Origin of the sequence: Streptomyces sp. CA-250714 (assembly GCF_050936705.1) — a bacterium.
Classification (GTDB): Bacteria; Actinomycetota; Actinomycetes; order Streptomycetales; family Streptomycetaceae; genus Streptomyces.
In genome coordinates this window covers 3,000,573-3,015,110 of sequence record NZ_JBNJMI010000001.1, presented here as the reverse complement: position 1 = coordinate 3,015,110, position 14,538 = coordinate 3,000,573, and the positions used below count along the sequence as shown (strand labels likewise).

At 71.8% G+C, this 14,538-nt stretch carries 12 protein-coding genes; 7 read left to right on the top strand and 5 right to left on the bottom strand.

The features are described 5' to 3' along the window. Positions 1-53 precede the first annotated feature (53 nt). Both ACQEU8_RS13300 and ACQEU8_RS13295 read left to right on the top strand, forming a co-directional pair. Positions 54-524, top strand: coding sequence for a sigma factor-like helix-turn-helix DNA-binding protein (locus tag ACQEU8_RS13300; protein ID WP_433100174.1), 471 nt, complete (start codon positions 54-56; stop codon positions 522-524). Beyond that, positions 511-765, top strand: a complete 255-nt coding sequence (locus ACQEU8_RS13295; protein WP_433100172.1) for a hypothetical protein — start codon at positions 511-513, stop codon at positions 763-765. Before ACQEU8_RS13300 ends, ACQEU8_RS13295 begins: the two co-directional genes overlap by 14 nt. A gap of 23 nt (positions 766-788) precedes the next feature. On the opposite strand, the gene ACQEU8_RS13290 is transcribed toward ACQEU8_RS13295, so the two are convergent. Next, the gene (locus ACQEU8_RS13290; protein WP_433100170.1) at positions 789-1,982 is read right to left on the bottom strand and encodes a cystathionine gamma-synthase; all 1,194 of its coding nucleotides are present in this window, start codon (positions 1,980-1,982) and stop codon (positions 789-791) included. A gap of 121 nt (positions 1,983-2,103) precedes the next feature. On the opposite strand from ACQEU8_RS13290, the gene ACQEU8_RS13285 reads away from it, so the two are divergent. Continuing rightward, positions 2,104-3,273: a hypothetical protein gene (locus ACQEU8_RS13285; RefSeq protein WP_433100168.1), complete on the top strand. Its 1,170-nt coding sequence runs from the start codon at positions 2,104-2,106 to the stop codon at positions 3,271-3,273. A 73-nt stretch (positions 3,274-3,346) separates the two neighbouring features. Continuing rightward, a complete protein-coding gene (locus ACQEU8_RS13280) occupies positions 3,347-5,374 on the top strand; it encodes a thioredoxin domain-containing protein (RefSeq protein WP_433100166.1) in 2,028 nt (675 codons plus the stop codon). A gap of 29 nt (positions 5,375-5,403) precedes the next feature. Here the strand turns inward: ACQEU8_RS13280 and ACQEU8_RS13275 are convergent, their stop codons facing one another. Both ACQEU8_RS13275 and ACQEU8_RS13270 read right to left on the bottom strand, forming a co-directional pair. Next, positions 5,404-6,057: a TetR/AcrR family transcriptional regulator gene (locus ACQEU8_RS13275; protein ID WP_433100164.1), complete on the bottom strand. Its 654-nt coding sequence runs from the start codon at positions 6,055-6,057 to the stop codon at positions 5,404-5,406. Positions 6,058-6,062: 5 nt separating this feature from the next. After that, a complete protein-coding gene (locus tag ACQEU8_RS13270; RefSeq protein WP_433102355.1) occupies positions 6,063-7,574 on the bottom strand; it encodes an MFS transporter in 1,512 nt (503 codons plus the stop codon). Positions 7,575-7,785: 211 nt separating this feature from the next. Between ACQEU8_RS13270 and ACQEU8_RS13265 the strand changes: the two genes are divergently transcribed. Beyond that, on the top strand, positions 7,786-8,997 hold the full coding sequence (locus ACQEU8_RS13265; RefSeq protein ID WP_433100162.1) for a pyridoxal phosphate-dependent aminotransferase: 1,212 nt from the start codon (positions 7,786-7,788) through the stop codon (positions 8,995-8,997). 96 nt (positions 8,998-9,093) lie between these two features. Then, positions 9,094-9,507: a hypothetical protein gene (locus ACQEU8_RS13260; RefSeq protein WP_433100160.1), complete on the top strand. Its 414-nt coding sequence runs from the start codon at positions 9,094-9,096 to the stop codon at positions 9,505-9,507. A gap of 250 nt (positions 9,508-9,757) precedes the next feature. On the opposite strand, the gene ACQEU8_RS13255 is transcribed toward ACQEU8_RS13260, so the two are convergent. Continuing rightward, positions 9,758-11,665, bottom strand: coding sequence for a phosphoenolpyruvate carboxykinase (GTP) (locus ACQEU8_RS13255; protein WP_433100158.1), 1,908 nt, complete (start codon positions 11,663-11,665; stop codon positions 9,758-9,760). 516 nt (positions 11,666-12,181) lie between these two features. Here ACQEU8_RS13255 and trhA point away from each other — a divergent pair. After that, positions 12,182-12,847 carry a PAQR family membrane homeostasis protein TrhA gene (gene trhA / locus ACQEU8_RS13250; RefSeq protein ID WP_433102353.1) on the top strand — a complete coding sequence of 222 codons (666 nt, stop codon included), beginning with the start codon at positions 12,182-12,184 and terminating at the stop codon, positions 12,845-12,847. Positions 12,848-12,936: 89 nt separating this feature from the next. Here the strand turns inward: trhA and ACQEU8_RS13245 are convergent, their stop codons facing one another. After that, complete coding sequence (locus ACQEU8_RS13245) at positions 12,937-14,532, bottom strand: N-acyl-D-amino-acid deacylase family protein (protein WP_433100156.1); 1,596 nt, start codon at positions 14,530-14,532, stop codon at positions 12,937-12,939. Positions 14,533-14,538 lie beyond the last annotated feature (6 nt).

Here is a 14,538-nt window from a genome sequence, read left to right as displayed (position 1 = left end):
CCTCTTGATTTGATCTGCCCGCCTGCCGTCCTATAGGCGGCACGGGAGGCGGCGTGCGAGAGCGTCAGGCACGGCAGGAGCGCCTCCGCGCCCGGGAGTTCGAGGCGTTCGTCGCGGGCGCGGGTGGCCGGCTGCTGCATGCCGCCACACTGCTGACCACCGAACCTCCAGGCGCCGCGCCCGAGGCGGAGCGGCTGCTGGTGTGGGCGCTCGCCCGCACCCGGGCCGACTGGGGCAGGCTGCGCGGCGAGGATCCCTACGACCGCACCCGGCAGACGCTGGCCGCACGCTTCGCCCACACCGGCTGGCGGCACCGACGCGCGCGGGGCGGACTGCTGGGAGTGCTGACCCCGCAGGAGCGGCTGGTGCTGGTGCTGCGGCTGTACGAGGGGGTGGCCGAGGAACAGGCCGCCGCCGGGCTGGGGCTCCCCGTCGAGCGGGTGCGCGCGCTGCACACCCGCGCCATGGCGACGGTGCTCAGCCGCCCACGCGAGGATGCGAGGGCGGCGCATGAGCCTGCCTGACCGCAAAGAGGCCGAGGTGCGGCGCCTGTTGGTGCAGCGCACCGCCGAGCCCGTGCCCGCCGACCTCGCCGAGCGGGCCCTCGCGGACGGGGCCCGCCTGCTGCGGCGGCGCCGGGTACTGCGTACGGCGCTGTGGACCATGGTGCTGGCCGGACTGCTGGCGCTCGGCGTCTGGTCCCTCACCCTCCACCCCTGGTCGGACCCGCCCCCGACGACGACGCCACCTGCGGTGGGCTGGTGAGGGGGTGCCTCTTACGGGCCCCCTCAGCCCAGCGCCTGGGTCAGGTCCGCCAGTAGATCGTCGGCCGACTCGATGCCCACCGAGAGGCGGACCAGATCGGCGGGGACCTCCAGCGCGGAGCCGGCCGCCGAGGCGTGGGTCATCCGGCCGGGGTGCTCGATCAGGGACTCGACACCACCGAGCGACTCACCCAGCGTGAACAGCTGCGCCCTGTCGCACACCCGTACGGCGGCCTCCTCGCCGCCCGCGACCCGGAAGGACACCATCCCGCCGTAGCCCCGCATCTGCTTGGCGGCGATCTCGTGCCCGGGGTGCGTGGGCAGCCCGGGGTAGAAGACCTCGGTGACCTTCGGGTGGGTGGTCAGCAGCTGCACCACGCGGGCCGCGTTCTCCCCGTGCCGGTCCATCCGCACGCCCAGCGTCTTGATGCCGCGCATCACCAGCCAGGAGTCGAACGGCCCGGCGATACCACCCATCGCGTTCTGGTGGAAGGCCAGTTCGTCGCCGAGCGCCGGATCGGTGACGACCAGCGCGCCGCCCACCACGTCGGAGTGGCCGCCCATGTACTTCGTCGTCGAGTGCACGACGACATCGGCGCCGAGCGCCAGCGGCTGCTGGAGATACGGGCTGGCGAAGGTGTTGTCGACGACGAGCCGCGCGCCCCCCTCGTGCGCCACCTGGGCGACCGCCGCGATGTCGGTGATGCCCAGCAGCGGATTGGAGGGGGTCTCCACCCAGACGGCCTTGGTGCGCTCCCGCAGTACGGCCCGTACGGCGGCCGGGTCGGAGGAGTCGGCCACCGACCACTGCACGCCCCACCGCTCGGCGACCCGCGCGAAGAGCCGGAAGGTGCCGCCGTACGCGTCGTCGGGGATGACCACATGGTCGCCGGGGCTGAGCAGCGTGCGCAGCAGGCAGTCCTCGGCAGCCAGCCCCGAGGCGAAGGCCAGCCCCCGCCTGCCGCCCTCCAGCGCCGCCAGGTTCTCCTCCAGCGCGGTGCGGGTCGGGTTGGCGGAGCGGCTGTACTCATAGCCGCCGCGCAGCCCGCCGACGCCGTCCTGCTTGTAGGTGGAGACCTGGTGGATGGGCGGTACGACCGCCCCCGTGCTCTCGTCGGCGGCCTGCCCCGCGTGGATGGCGAGGGTCTCGAAGCCCTGCTGTACCTGGCGCGGTGATTCCGCCCCGCTGCCGATGCCGTTGTCGCGCTGCTCACTCATGGGGGCGAGACTAGTGGGCCGTACGGTGGAGTGGGGCGCACAGCCTCCCCACCCGGCATCCCCGAGCCTCTCCGGCCGCCGGGAGGTGCCACAGCCCGACACAGCGTGGAGATCCGACGCCATGGAAGCCCTGCTCCTCCTGATCGCACTCGTCGCCATCTTCGGTGTGGCCGTCTACCCGGCGCTGCGCCGCAGGCGGTCGCGGCAGGACGGTATGAGAGGGCTGACCCAGGCGGTCGACCCGACGGCCGGTTACGGCTTCGTCCCCTCCGACGAGCTCGACATCCGGCTGCCGGGCCCCGACCGGGAGCTGGTCGAGGCGCTGGAGGAGGCCCAGCGCACCCAGGACTGGCAGCCGGTGGCGCGGCTGCTGGCGTTCACCGGCGACGAGTACGAGCTGCGCTGGCAGCGGGTGCAGTCCCTGGCGGGCGCGGCGGCGATGGAGCTGGCGCGCTCCCGGGCGCACAGCGCCACCGCGGGCGCGGACGGGCCGCCCGATGTGGTGTCGTTCAGCAAGGACCGGCAGGCCGCACAGGTGCGGGACGCGCGGTGGCTGCGGGAGTGGCGGGCCGAGCAGCCGCGTGACCACGGGGGCGCGCAGGTGTACGCGCAGTTCCTGGTCTTCCAGGCGTTGACGGACTCCGGCTCCGGCGACCACCGCATCATCCTGGAGGAAGCCCGCAAGGTCGCGCACGACGCCGCGAAACTCGCGCCCGCCGACCCGACGCCGTACATCACCGAGCTGTTCATCGCCCGCCACCTCGGCTACCGCGAGGCCGACTTCGAGTCGCTGTGGGCCACCGTGCGCAGGCTGGCACCCGACCACATGGGCGCCCACCTCGCGGCGCTGCCCTACTGGTCGGCGAAGGGGATGGGCTCCAAGGAGCAGGCCGACACCTTCGCCCGCACCGCCGCGGCGCAGGCCCCCGAGGGCTCGCTGCTGGCCGCGCTGCCGCTGTTCGCGACCTACGACCACCTGCCCGAGGTCAACATGGTCCGCGGCCTCTACCAGAGCGAGGAGATCGGCAAGGCCATCGAGGCCGCCGAGTACGCCGTCGACCAGGTCGAGGACGACCATCCGGTACGCCCGCACGTGCTGCATCTGCTCGTCTGGTTCCTCGTCCGTGCCGAGCGCTACGGCGAGGCCATGGAGGCCCTCGCCGCGGTCGACGGCCACGTCGGCGCCATCCCCTGGGTCGACGAGGGCGACCCCGCCGCCGCCTACACCGCCTACCGCGCCCTCGCGGTCGCCGGCTGGGAGGCCACCGGCGGCGACCGCGCCTCGTACTGAGACCCCCGCCCGCTCCTTCGCGGAGTCGTTCGCCGAGTCGGCGGCTGTCGGGGCCGTGCGTCACCATGGCCATATGGCGAATCGACTCGCGGAAGAGACCTCTCCGTATCTGCTCCAGCACGCGGAGAACCCCGTCGAATGGTGGCCCTGGGGCCAGGGCGCGTTCGAGGAGGCGCGGCGGCGCGGGGTGCCGGTGCTGCTCAGCGTGGGGTATGCGAGCTGCCACTGGTGCCATGTGATGGCGCACGAGAGCTTCGAGGACGAGGCGACGGCGCGGCTGATGAACGAGAGCTTTGTCAGCGTGAAGGTGGACCGCGAGGAACGCCCGGATGTGGACGCCGTCTACATGGAGGCCGTGCAGGCCGCGACCGGGCAGGGCGGCTGGCCGATGACGGTGTTCCTGACGCCGGACGCCGAGCCGTTCTACTTCGGGACGTACTTCCCGCCGGAGCCCCGGCACGGCATGCCGTCCTTCCGGCAGATCCTGGAGGGCGTACGGACCGCGTGGCAGGACCGCCGCGAGGAGGTGGCCGATGTCGCCTCCCGGATCAGCGCCGACCTGGCCGGGCGCAGCATCCGGCTGGGCGCGCCGCAGGCCCCCGGCGCCGAGGAGATGGGCGCCGCGCTGCTCGGGCTGACCAAGGACTTCGACGCCCGGCGGGGAGGGTTCGGCGGCGCGCCGAAGTTCCCGCCGTCGATGGTGCTGGAGTTCCTGCTGCGGCACCACGCCCGCACCGGCTCCGAGGGCGCGCTGCAGATGGTCGAGGCGACCTGCGAGGCGATGGCCAGAGGCGGCATCTACGACCAGCTCGGAGGCGGGTTCGCCCGCTACTCCGTCGACGCGGAGTGGGTCGTTCCGCACTTCGAGAAGATGCTGTACGACAACGCACTGCTGTGCCGCGTGTACGCGCATCTGTGGCGCTCCACGGGGGCGGAGCGGGCCCGCCGGGTCGCCCTGGAGACCGCGGGCTTCATGGTCCGCGAACTGGGCACCGCCGAGGGCGGTTTCGCCTCCGCGCTGGATGCCGACAGCGACGACGGGCACGGCGGCCACGCCGAGGGCGCCTACTACGTTTGGACCCCCGCACAGCTGGCCGAGGTGCTGGGCGAGGCCGACGCGCAGCTGGCCGCCGAGTGCTTCCACGTCACCGACGAGGGCACCTTCGAAGGCGGCGCCTCCGTGCTGCAACTCCCGGACCGCGCCTCGCCGCTGATGGACGCGGCCCGCTTCGAGTCCGTACGGCGCAGGCTGTTCGAGGCGCGCGCCGGCCGGCCCCGGCCCGAGCGCGACGACAAGGTCGTCACCGCCTGGAACGGCCTGGCCGTCGCCGCGCTCGCCGAGACCGGCAGCTACTTCGACCGGCCCGACCTGGTCGAAGCCGCCGTCGGTGCCGCGCGGCTGCTCGCCGAGGTGCACACCCACGACGGGGGACGGCGACTGGTGCGCACCTCACGCGACGGAGTCCCAGGCGGCAGCGCGGGGGTGCTGGAGGACTACGCCGATACGGCGGAGGGCTGGCTGACGCTCTACGCGGTGACCGGCGACCCGGAGTGGCTGCGCCGCGCGGGCCTGCTGCTGGACACGGTGCTGGAGCGGTTCGCCGGCGAGGACGGCACGCTCTACGACACGGCCGACGACGCCGAACAGCTGATCCGCCGCCCGCAGGACCCCACCGACAACGCGGTGCCCTCCGGGTGGAACGCCGCCGCGGGCGCGCTCCTCACATACGGCGCCTACACCGGGGACCACCGGTACCGGGAGGCCGCCGAGCAGGCACTCGGCGTCGTCCGCGAACTGGCCGCACGGGCACCCCGGTTCCTCGGCTGGGGGCTCGCCGTCGGCGAGGCGTTGCTGGACGGACCGCGTGAGATTGCCGTGGTGGGCGACGAGGGCGCCGGTGCGCTGCACCGGGCCGCCCTGCTGTCCGACGCACCCGGCGCGGTGATCGCCGTGGGTGCGCCGGGTGCCTCCGAGGTGCCGCTGCTACGGGACCGGGGGCTGGTGGAGGGCAAGCCCGCCGCCTATGTGTGCCGCGGGTTCGTATGTGCCGCACCGGTCACGGAGCCGGAGGCATTGGAGGCCGCCCTGCGGGAGGGGTAGTCGGCCCCTGGCCGGAGACCAGCCACCAGCTACAGCGTCAGCCCGCGTTCCAGTACGCCCAGCGACCGCGTGACCAGGGCGCGCAGGTCCTCCAGGGTGCCCGCCATACCGGTGTCCACCCACGCGTACATGGCCTCCGTGAGCGCGCCGAGCATGGCGCCGGTCACGATGCGCAGTTCGAGGTCGTCCTCCGAGCGGCCGGTGCGCTCGGCGAGGGCGCGCCGCAGCAGCCAGGCCGTCTCGGCGGAGTGCTCGCTCATCCGGCCGCGCAGTGCGGGCACCTCCCGGATGAGACGGATGCGCTGCACGGTCTCGGCGGCGTCGGCCTGGTAGATGCGGGCGATCGAGGAGTACAGGGCTTCGCGCAGGGCGGCGACCGGGGGCTCGTTCGGCGGGCGCTGCCGCAGCGTCTCCTCGATCAACGGGTCGTACTCGTCGGTCAGCACGATGTCTTCCTTGGTGGGGAAGTAGCGGAAGACGGTGCTGGGGGAGACCTCCGCCTCCTCGGCGATCTGGTCGACGGGCGTGGCGTCGTACCCCTGTTCCTCGAAGAGGCGGTAGGCGGTCCGCCGGATGGCTTGGCGGGTCTGGATCTTCTTGCGCTCGCGCAGACTCGGCTTGGCCGGGGGGAGGTCTGTGTCCGCGGCGCTGTCGTCGGTGGATTCTGTACGTGCGGGGGCCATGGATCTCATTGTCGGGCATCGTCCCCGGGCAGGGCCATGTTCGCGACACCGCCGGTCTCCGTCCGGCGCCGCCGCGGCAGCGCGCGGGGCCCGGCCACCAGCAGCACGGCGCCTGCCAACGCCGCCGCTCCGCACACCAGCAGCACCTGGCTCATCCCGGCCAGGAACGCGGCGTCGGCGGCGTCCGCGAGCCGGGGCGAGCCGAGCCTGTCGGCGACCGCGTGGGCGGCGACGACCGAGTCCTCCGCGGCTGCCGCGGCCGGCCCGCCCACCGCCTCGCGGTCCACCTCCAGCCGCGCGGTGTAGGTCTGTGCGAGCAGGCTGCCCAGCAGCGCGATGCCGAGCGCCGTGCCCATCTGCCGTACCGTCATCAGCAGCCCCGATCCGCTGCCGGTGCGGTCGGCGGGGAGCGCGGCGAGGGCGGCGTCCATGCCGGGCACCATGGCGAGCCCGGTGCCCAGCCCGGTGATCGTCAGCCAGGTGGCGGCCAGCAGATAGCCGTCGGCGGTGCCGGTACGGGCGCCGAGGAACGCGGCGAACGCGAGCACGGTGAGGCCCGCGGCGATCACCGGCCGGGCTCCCAGCCGCGCGGCCAGCGGTCCGGCGGCCCGGGCCGCGACCACGATCCCGGCCATCAACGGCAGCAGCCGCACCCCGGTGCCGAGCGCGTCATGGCCGAGGACCGCCTGAAGGTACTGCGGGACGATGAACAGCAGCCCGGACAGCACCATCGTCACCAACGTCACCGTGGGCGCGCTCCATCGGAACCCGGGGGCGCGCAGCAGCTCGAGGTCGAGCATCGGCCGGGCCCCGCGCTGCCCCGCGCGCCGCTCGCGCAGCAGCAACCCGGCGAGCAGCAGCACCGACCCCGGGAAGAACCCCACGACCAGCGGATCGCTCCAGCCGCGCGCCGGGCCCTCGATGATCGCGAAGACGAGCGCGGCGAGTCCTGCGACGCCCAGCGCGCCGCTCAGCGGGTCGACGCGGGGTGCCGACGGGTCGCGGGACTCCGGCAGCAGGAGCAGACAGGCGAGGATGCCGAGCGCCGCCAGCGGAACGTTGACGAGGAAGATCGAGCCCCACCAGTAGTGGTCCAGCAGCCAGCCGCCGACGATCGGACCGAGCGGCATCCCGCCCGCGACAGCCGCGGTGACCACTGCGATGGCCTTGGTGCGCTCCTTCTCGTCCGGGAAGAGCGGCGGCAGCACGGCCAGCACCAGCGGGGAGACCAGCGCCGCGCCCAGCCCCATCCCGGCGCGGGCCGCGATCACCCAGCCCGGCCGGTCGGCGAGGGTGCCCAGCAGCGAGCCGACGACGAAGACGGCGAGCCCCGCCATCAGCAGCCGCCGGCGGCCGAAGCGGTCGCCGAGAAGGCCCGCGGGCAGCATCGTCGCGGCGAAGACGACGACGTACGCGTCGACGATCCACTGCATGTCGCCGGTGTCGGCGTCCAGTTGGGACGCCATCTCGGGCAGCGCGACGTTCAGGATCGTCAGATCGAATCCGAGCGTGAGCATGCAGGCGCCGAGCGCCCCGAGCGCCCACCAACGGCGGGCCGTGGTGCGGGGTGCGGTGGTCATGGGGCTGCCCCTTTCCTCCGAGCAAGAGTGACAGTAACTCTCAAATAGGAGGCACTGTCAATACGCTCTCCGAGGTCGGCGGCGCGGGGGTCCCCGAGGTGAGGGAAAACACGAAGCGGCCGGTAAACGGCGCCCGTAGGGTGGCGCTATGCAGGTCATCCAGTCGACGAAGCTCGCCAATGTCTGTTACGAGATCCGGGGCCCGGTCCTGGAGGAGGCGACGCGGCTGGAGGCGGCAGGGCACCAGATCCTCAAGCTCAACACCGGCAACCCGGCGGCGTTCGGCTTCGACTGCCCGCCGGAGATCCTCGAGGACATGCTCCGCAACGTCGGCACCGCGCACGGCTACGGCGACGCGAAGGGGCTGCTCTCGGCACGCCGCGCGGTGATGCAGCACTACCAGAAGCAGGGCATCGAGCTGTCGGTCGACGACATCTACCTGGGCAACGGCGTCTCCGAGCTGATCCAGATGTCGATGCAGGCGCTGCTGGACGACGGCGACGAGGTGCTGGTCCCGGCGCCCGACTACCCCCTGTGGACCGCCTCGGTCTCACTGGCGGGCGGCACCGCGGTGCACTACCGCTGCGACGAGCAGTCCGACTGGATGCCCGATCTGGCGGACGTCGAGCGCAAGATCACCGACCGCACCAAGGCGCTCGTGATCATCAACCCGAACAACCCCACCGGCGCGGTGTACGACGAGGAGGTGCTGCGCGGCCTCACCGACATCGCCCGCCGGCACGACCTGATCGTGTGCTCCGACGAGATCTACGACAAGATCCTCTACGACGGCGCCACGCACACCCCGACCACGCTCGTCGCCCCCGACCTGCTGACACTGACGTTCAACGGGCTGTCGAAGTCGTACCGGGTCGCCGGCTACCGCAGCGGCTGGCTCGCCGTCTGCGGGCCCAAGGCGCACGCCGAGAGCTATATCGAGGGCCTGACGATTCTCGCCAATATGCGGCTGTGCGCGAACATGCCCGCGCAGCACGCGGTCGCCGCCGCGCTGGGCGGACGGCAGTCGATCGAGGACCTGGTGCTGCCCGGCGGCCGGCTGTGCGAGCAGCGTGACGTGGCGTACGAGCTGCTGACGCAGATCCCGGGTGTCTCGTGTGTACGGCCCAAGGGCGCCATCTACGCGTTTCCGCGGCTCGACCCGAAGGTGTACAAGATCAAGGACGACCGGCAGATGGTGATCGATCTGCTGCGGGCCGAGAAGATCATGATCGTCCACGGCACCGGGTTCAACTGGCCCGAGCCCGATCACTTCCGGATCGTCAATCTCCCCGGCGTGACAGAGCTGCGCGATGCGGTGACCAGGATCGGTCGCTTCCTGGATGGTTACAGCCAGCCGTGACCGTTTGTGAGCATCTGTAGCTACTCGATGAACATGAGACAACTTTAGACGGAGTCTAAGTTAGGATGGCCTCCTGTACGCATCAGGAGGCCGTCCATGTACGAACCGATCCGCACCAAGTCGGTCCACACCGTGGCCGAGAGCACCCAGTCCGGACTGCCGCGGCGCACCCGCGAGGAGGAGCTGGACATCCGCCTCGCGGGGCACCTGACCGCGTTGCTGACGGTGACGGACGAGTTGCGGGCGCTGACGCCTTCCGCTTCGCTGGATGCCGCCGCTGGTGAGCTCGCCGCCCATGCGGGGCGGCTCCTCGGCGGGAGGGCGCCGCTGCGCGCCGAGCCCTCAGCCCTGCGGGCCGACGCCGAGCATGTCGCCTCCCTCCACGCGCGGGCGCGCACCCTCGCCGGCAACGCGCTGGCTGTCGCCACCTCCCGCGACGATGAGGCAGTCGCCGCGCTGATGACCTCCCGCCTCGCGGCGCACTCCGCCGCCGAGACCGTGCTGGCGTAAGGCCTCGCCCCTGCTGCTGCGCTTGGGCGGTCTGCTCCCCCAGCCTCCGGCCGGGAGGTGCCCCCATGGGGGTACCCCCTGCTCGAAGAGCTTGGGGGAGCAGGGTGGGCAAGCGCAGCACCCACCACCGGGCCGCACCCGAGGGGCGCCCACTGCACGGTGCGGGGTACGGCCGTCGTGCGGCGTGCGGGCCGGTTGTGCCCACCCGTTCCGCCCCTGCGGAACGATTGCCCACAACCGGCCGTGCCGGTTATCCCAGGCGCTGCACCAGGGCGCGGTATTCGTCCCAGAGGGCACGCGGCGTGTGGTCACCGAAGGTGTTCAGGTGCTCGGGGATGAGCGCCGCCTCGTCGCGCCAGACGTCCTTGTCGACCGCGAGTACGAAGTCCAGCTCTTCCTCGGAGAGGCCGAGCCCTTCGGTGTCGAGGTCCTCCTTCCGCGGCAGGATGCCGATGGGGGTCTCGACGCCCTCGACCTCCCCGTTCAGCCGCTGCACGATCCACTTCAGCACCCGGCTGTTCTCGCCGAAGCCGGGCCAGACGAACTTTCCGTTCTCGTCCTTCTTGAACCAGTTGACGTAGTAGATCTTCGGCAGCTTCGCCGCGTCGGCCCGCTCGCCGACCTCCAGCCAGTGGCCGAAGTAGTCGCCCGTGTTGTACCCGCAGAAGGGCAGCATCGCGAACGGGTCGCGGCGCAGTTCACCGACCTTGCCCTCGGCGGCCGCCGTCTTCTCGCTGGCGACGTTGGCGCCCAGGAAGACGCCGTGCTGCCAGTCGAAGGACTCGGTCACCAGCGGGACCGCGGAGGCGCGCCGGCCGCCGAAGAGGATGGCCGAGATCGGCACCCCGCGGGGGTCCTCCCACTCGGGGGCGATGATCGGGCACTGCCCGGCGGGAACGGTGAACCGCGCGTTGGGATGGGCGGCGGGGGTGCCGGACTGGGGCGTCCAGTCGTTGCCCTTCCAGTCGGTGAGGTGGGCCGGTGGCTCTTCCGTCATGCCCTCCCACCACACGTCGTTGTCGTCGGTGAGCGCGACGTTGGTGAAGACCGCGTTGCCCCACAAGGTCTTCATGGCGTTGGCGTTGGTGTCCTCGCCGGTGCCCGGTGCCACGCCGAAGAAGCCGGCCTCCGGGTTGATGGCGTAGAGGCGGCCGTCCTCGCCGAACCGCATCCAGGCGATGTCGTCGCCGATCGTCTCGACCGTCCAGCCGGGGACGGTGGGCTGGAGCATGGCGAGGTTCGTCTTGCCGCAGGCGGACGGGAAGGCCGCGGCCACGTACTTGGCCTCGCCCGCCCGTCGCCCGCCACCACCCTCAAACGAAGACCTTCGGTCTGCCCCCTGGTTGGGCGGCGGCGTCAGCTTGAGCACCAGCATGTGCTCGGCCAGCCAGCCCTCGTCGCGCGCCATCACGGAGGCGATGCGCAGCGCGTAGCACTTCTTGCCGAGCAGCGCGTTGCCGCCGTAGCCGGAGCCGTACGACCAGATCTCCCGGGTCTCGGGGAAGTGGGAGATGTACTTGGCCGAGTTGCACGGCCACGGCACGTCCTCCTCGCCCTCGGCGAGCGGGGCGCCCACGGTGTGCACGGCCTTGACGAAGAAGCCGTCCTCGCCCAACTCGTCCAGCACGGGCTGTCCCATCCGGGTCATGGTGCGCATGGCGACAGCCACGTAGGCGGAGTCGGTGATCTCCACGCCCAGCGCCGAGAGCGGCGAGCCGAGGGGGCCCATGCAGAACGGGACGACGTACATCGTGCGGCCGCGCATCGAACCGCGGAAGATGCCCTGTTCCCCGGTGAAGATGTCGCGCATCTCCGCGGGGTCCTTCCAGTGGTTCGTGGGGCCCGCGTCCTCCTCCTTCTCGGAGCAGATGAAGGTGCGGTCCTCGACCCGGGCGACGTCCGACGGATCGGAGGCGGCGTAGTAGGAGTTGGGGCGTTTGACCGGGTCGAGTTTCTTGAACGTGCCCTTGGCGACCAGCTCTTCGCACAAGCGGTCGTACTCGGCCTCGGAGCCGTCGCACCATACGACACGGTCGGGTTGGGTCAGCTCGGCGATCCCGTCGACCCAGGAGAGCAGCTCCTGATGGCGGGTGGGGGCGTCCCCGGGGGCCGAGGTGGACGAGGTTGAGGTGAGGGGAGCCGCAGAACTGCGCGCCACGATCGCTCCAGACGTTTGAGGGTTTTTTCGACTGTCAGCGCGCCCCTTGGGGGCCGCGACCCGGATGCATTCGTGGCAGTTTGTCTCGTCGCTCATCCGGTGCCGCTTGTGCTCATCTGATCATGCGATGCGAATGGTTCTCTGTCCAGACGGGGGTTGTGTGGCCGTCGACACGTAGGGTCTTCCCAGCTGACACGCAGGGTCATGCCGCCTGGCGGCGGCCCGTAACCTACGGGCGCGTAGGTGGGAATAACCCGTAGGTACGATGGCGAGATGACCGACTCCGCGTCCCCGTCTTCGGAGCCCGCCGCTGTGACGTCCCCACCGTCCGGCGCGTCGTCCTCGTCCGACTCCCGCTCGGCCTCCCCCACGGCCTCCGCCACCTCCTCCCGCCCGGCCCCGCACCCCGATTCCCCCGCGGCCGTCGACTCGTCCGCCCCCGGGGCCGTCGACTCGTCCACCCCCTCGGCCGCCGCTACGGCCGTGTCCTCGGCCGGTCACTCGGCCGCCGCCCGGCTGTCCGCATCGGCGCACTCCGCGGCGCAGGTCATCAAGCCCAAGCTGCGGGGCTGGCTGCATCTGGGCATGTTCCCCGCGGTGCTGGTCTCCGGCATGTTCCTGACTGCGCTCGCCGACAGCACGCGCGGCCGAGTCGCCTGCGCCGTCTACACGTTGACGGCCTGTCTGCTGTTCGGGATCAGCGCGCTCTACCACCGCGGTGACTGGAGCCCGCGGGTCAACGCCGTGCTGCGGCGGCTCGACCACGCCAACATCTTCCTGATCATCGCGGGCACCTACACCCCGCTGACGATCCTGCTGCTCCCCGACGGGCGGCGCGATCTGCTGCTGTGGGGCATCTGGATAGCCGCCGGTCTCGGCATCGCCTTCCGCGTCTTCTGGGTCGGCGCCCCGCGCTGGCTCTACACCCCCTGCTACATCGCGATGGGCTGGGCCGCCGTCTTCTTCCTGCCCGACTTCATGCGGACCGGCGGGATCGCGGTGCTGGTGTGCGTCATCGTCGGCGGCCTCCTCTACAGCGCGGGCGGCGTCATCTACGGCATCAAGCGCCCCAACCCCTCACCCCGCTGGTTCGGCTTCCACGAGGTCTTCCACTCCTTCACCCTGGCCGCGTTCGCCGTCCACTATGTGGGGATTTCATTGGTGGCCTACCAGCACGCGTAGTCCCTGCCGGGAGCGGGCGATCGGCAATGTGCGGCTGAGGGGAGCGGATCGAGGTCGACACCTCCCAATTCCCCGTACGGGACTAGTCCTCACACCGTGCGTCGTACCGCCCGTCCGGGGAGGACGTCCGTGCGGTGGCCGTCGGCGATGACCGGGTGGCCGGCGACGAAGACGTAGGGGATGCCGACGGGGAGGGAGCGGGGCTCGGCGAAGGTGGCTGTTGCCGTGACCGTTTCCGGGTCGAAGAGGACCAGGTCCGCCATATAGCCCTCGCGGATCACTCCTCGGTCGGGGAGGTGCAGGCGGGTGGCGGCGCGGCCGGTGAGGTGGGCGACGCACTCCTCCAGGGAGAGGATGCCCAACTCGCGTACGTAGCGGCCGAGATACTGCGGGAAGGTGCCGTAGGCGCGGGGATGGGGTTTGGCGCCCTGGAGAATGCCGTCGCTGCCGCCGGTGTGCACCCGGTGCCGCATGATCGCTCGGACGTTCTCCTCATGGCCGACGTGTTGCAGGATCGTCGAGCCGAGCCGGTCCTCGGTCAGCAGCCGGTGTGCCGTCTCCCATGGCTCCTCGCCGCGCAGCGCGGCGGACTCGGCGACCGTACGGCCCACATGGCCGGCCAGCGAGGGGTTGCTGACGCCGGAGATCTCGATGGTGTCCCACTCGATGGGCACCCCGTGGCAGCCGTCGGCGCCCTCCACCTCCAGCACGTGCCGGATACGGGCCGCTGTGGCCGGGTCGGCCAGCCGCGCCAGCGTCGCCTCGGGGCCGCCCTCGTTGGCCCAGCTCGGCAGCATCGCGGCCAGCGTGGTGCAGCCCGGGGTGTAGGGGTAGGTGTCCAGGGTGATGTCGGCGCCGTCCGCGAGGGCCGCGTCGAGGAGGGCGAGGAGTTCGGGTGCCCGGCCCTTGTTGACGCCGAAGTTCATCGTGGCGTGCGCGAGATGGAGCGCGCAGCCCGCCTCGTGGGCGAGCGCGACCATCTCCGCGTACGCCTCCAGCGCACCGGCTCCGTAGGAGCGGTGGTGCGGGCAGTAGTAGCCGCCGTACTCCGCCACCACCCGGCACAGTTCGGTCAGCTCCGCGTCGGAGGCGTACATGCCGGGGGTGTAGGTCAGTCCGGACGACATGCCCATCGCGCCCTGTGCCATCCCCTCGGCGACCAGGCGCTTCATGGTGGCGAGTTCGTCCGCGCCGGCCGGCCGGTCGTCCCAGCCCATCGCCAGCATGCGGACGCTGCCCTGCGGGATCAGATACGCGGCGTTGATCGCCGTGCCCTGGCGGTCGATACGGTCCAGATAGCCGCCGACCGTGCGCCAGTCGAAGTCGATGTCACTGCCGTCGCCGTTCCAGCCGGTGATCGCTTCGCGGATCGCGGTGAGCGTGGTGTCGTCGGCGGGCGCGTACGACAGCCCGTCCTGGCCGAGCACCTCCAGGGTGACCCCCTGGGCGGCCTTCGCGGTGTGCTCGGGGTCGCGGAGGATGGCCAGGTCCGAGTGGGCGTGCATGTCGATGAAGCCGGGGGCCAGGGCGAGGCCGTCGGCGTCGAGCGTGCGGGAGCCGGCGGCGCGCGGGCCGCCTTCGGGGGCGATCCGGTCGATCCGGCCCTCGCGGAGGGTGACATCCGCCCGGTAGGAGGGGGCGCCCGTGCCGTCGACGACGCGGGCGCCGCGGATGACGGTGTCCATCTCGGT

Excerpts from the sequence above, each read along its gene's own strand:
- ACQEU8_RS13295 (WP_433100172.1), top strand. The coding sequence starts at position 511 with ATGAGCCTGCCTGACCGCAAAGAGGCCGAGGTGCGGCGCCTGTTGGTG.
- ACQEU8_RS13290 (WP_433100170.1), bottom strand. The coding sequence starts at position 1,982 with ATGAGTGAGCAGCGCGACAACGGCATCGGCAGCGGGGCGGAATCACCG.
- ACQEU8_RS13285 (WP_433100168.1), top strand. The coding sequence starts at position 2,104 with ATGGAAGCCCTGCTCCTCCTGATCGCACTCGTCGCCATCTTCGGTGTG.
- ACQEU8_RS13280 (WP_433100166.1), top strand. The coding sequence starts at position 3,347 with ATGGCGAATCGACTCGCGGAAGAGACCTCTCCGTATCTGCTCCAGCAC.
- ACQEU8_RS13275 (WP_433100164.1), bottom strand. The coding sequence starts at position 6,057 with ATGGCCCCCGCACGTACAGAATCCACCGACGACAGCGCCGCGGACACA.
- ACQEU8_RS13270 (WP_433102355.1), bottom strand. The coding sequence starts at position 7,574 with ATGCTCACGCTCGGATTCGATCTGACGATCCTGAACGTCGCGCTGCCC.
- ACQEU8_RS13265 (WP_433100162.1), top strand. The coding sequence starts at position 7,786 with ATGCAGGTCATCCAGTCGACGAAGCTCGCCAATGTCTGTTACGAGATC.
- ACQEU8_RS13260 (WP_433100160.1), top strand. The coding sequence starts at position 9,094 with ATGTACGAACCGATCCGCACCAAGTCGGTCCACACCGTGGCCGAGAGC.
- ACQEU8_RS13245 (WP_433100156.1), bottom strand. The coding sequence starts at position 14,532 with ATGGACACCGTCATCCGCGGCGCCCGCGTCGTCGACGGCACGGGCGCC.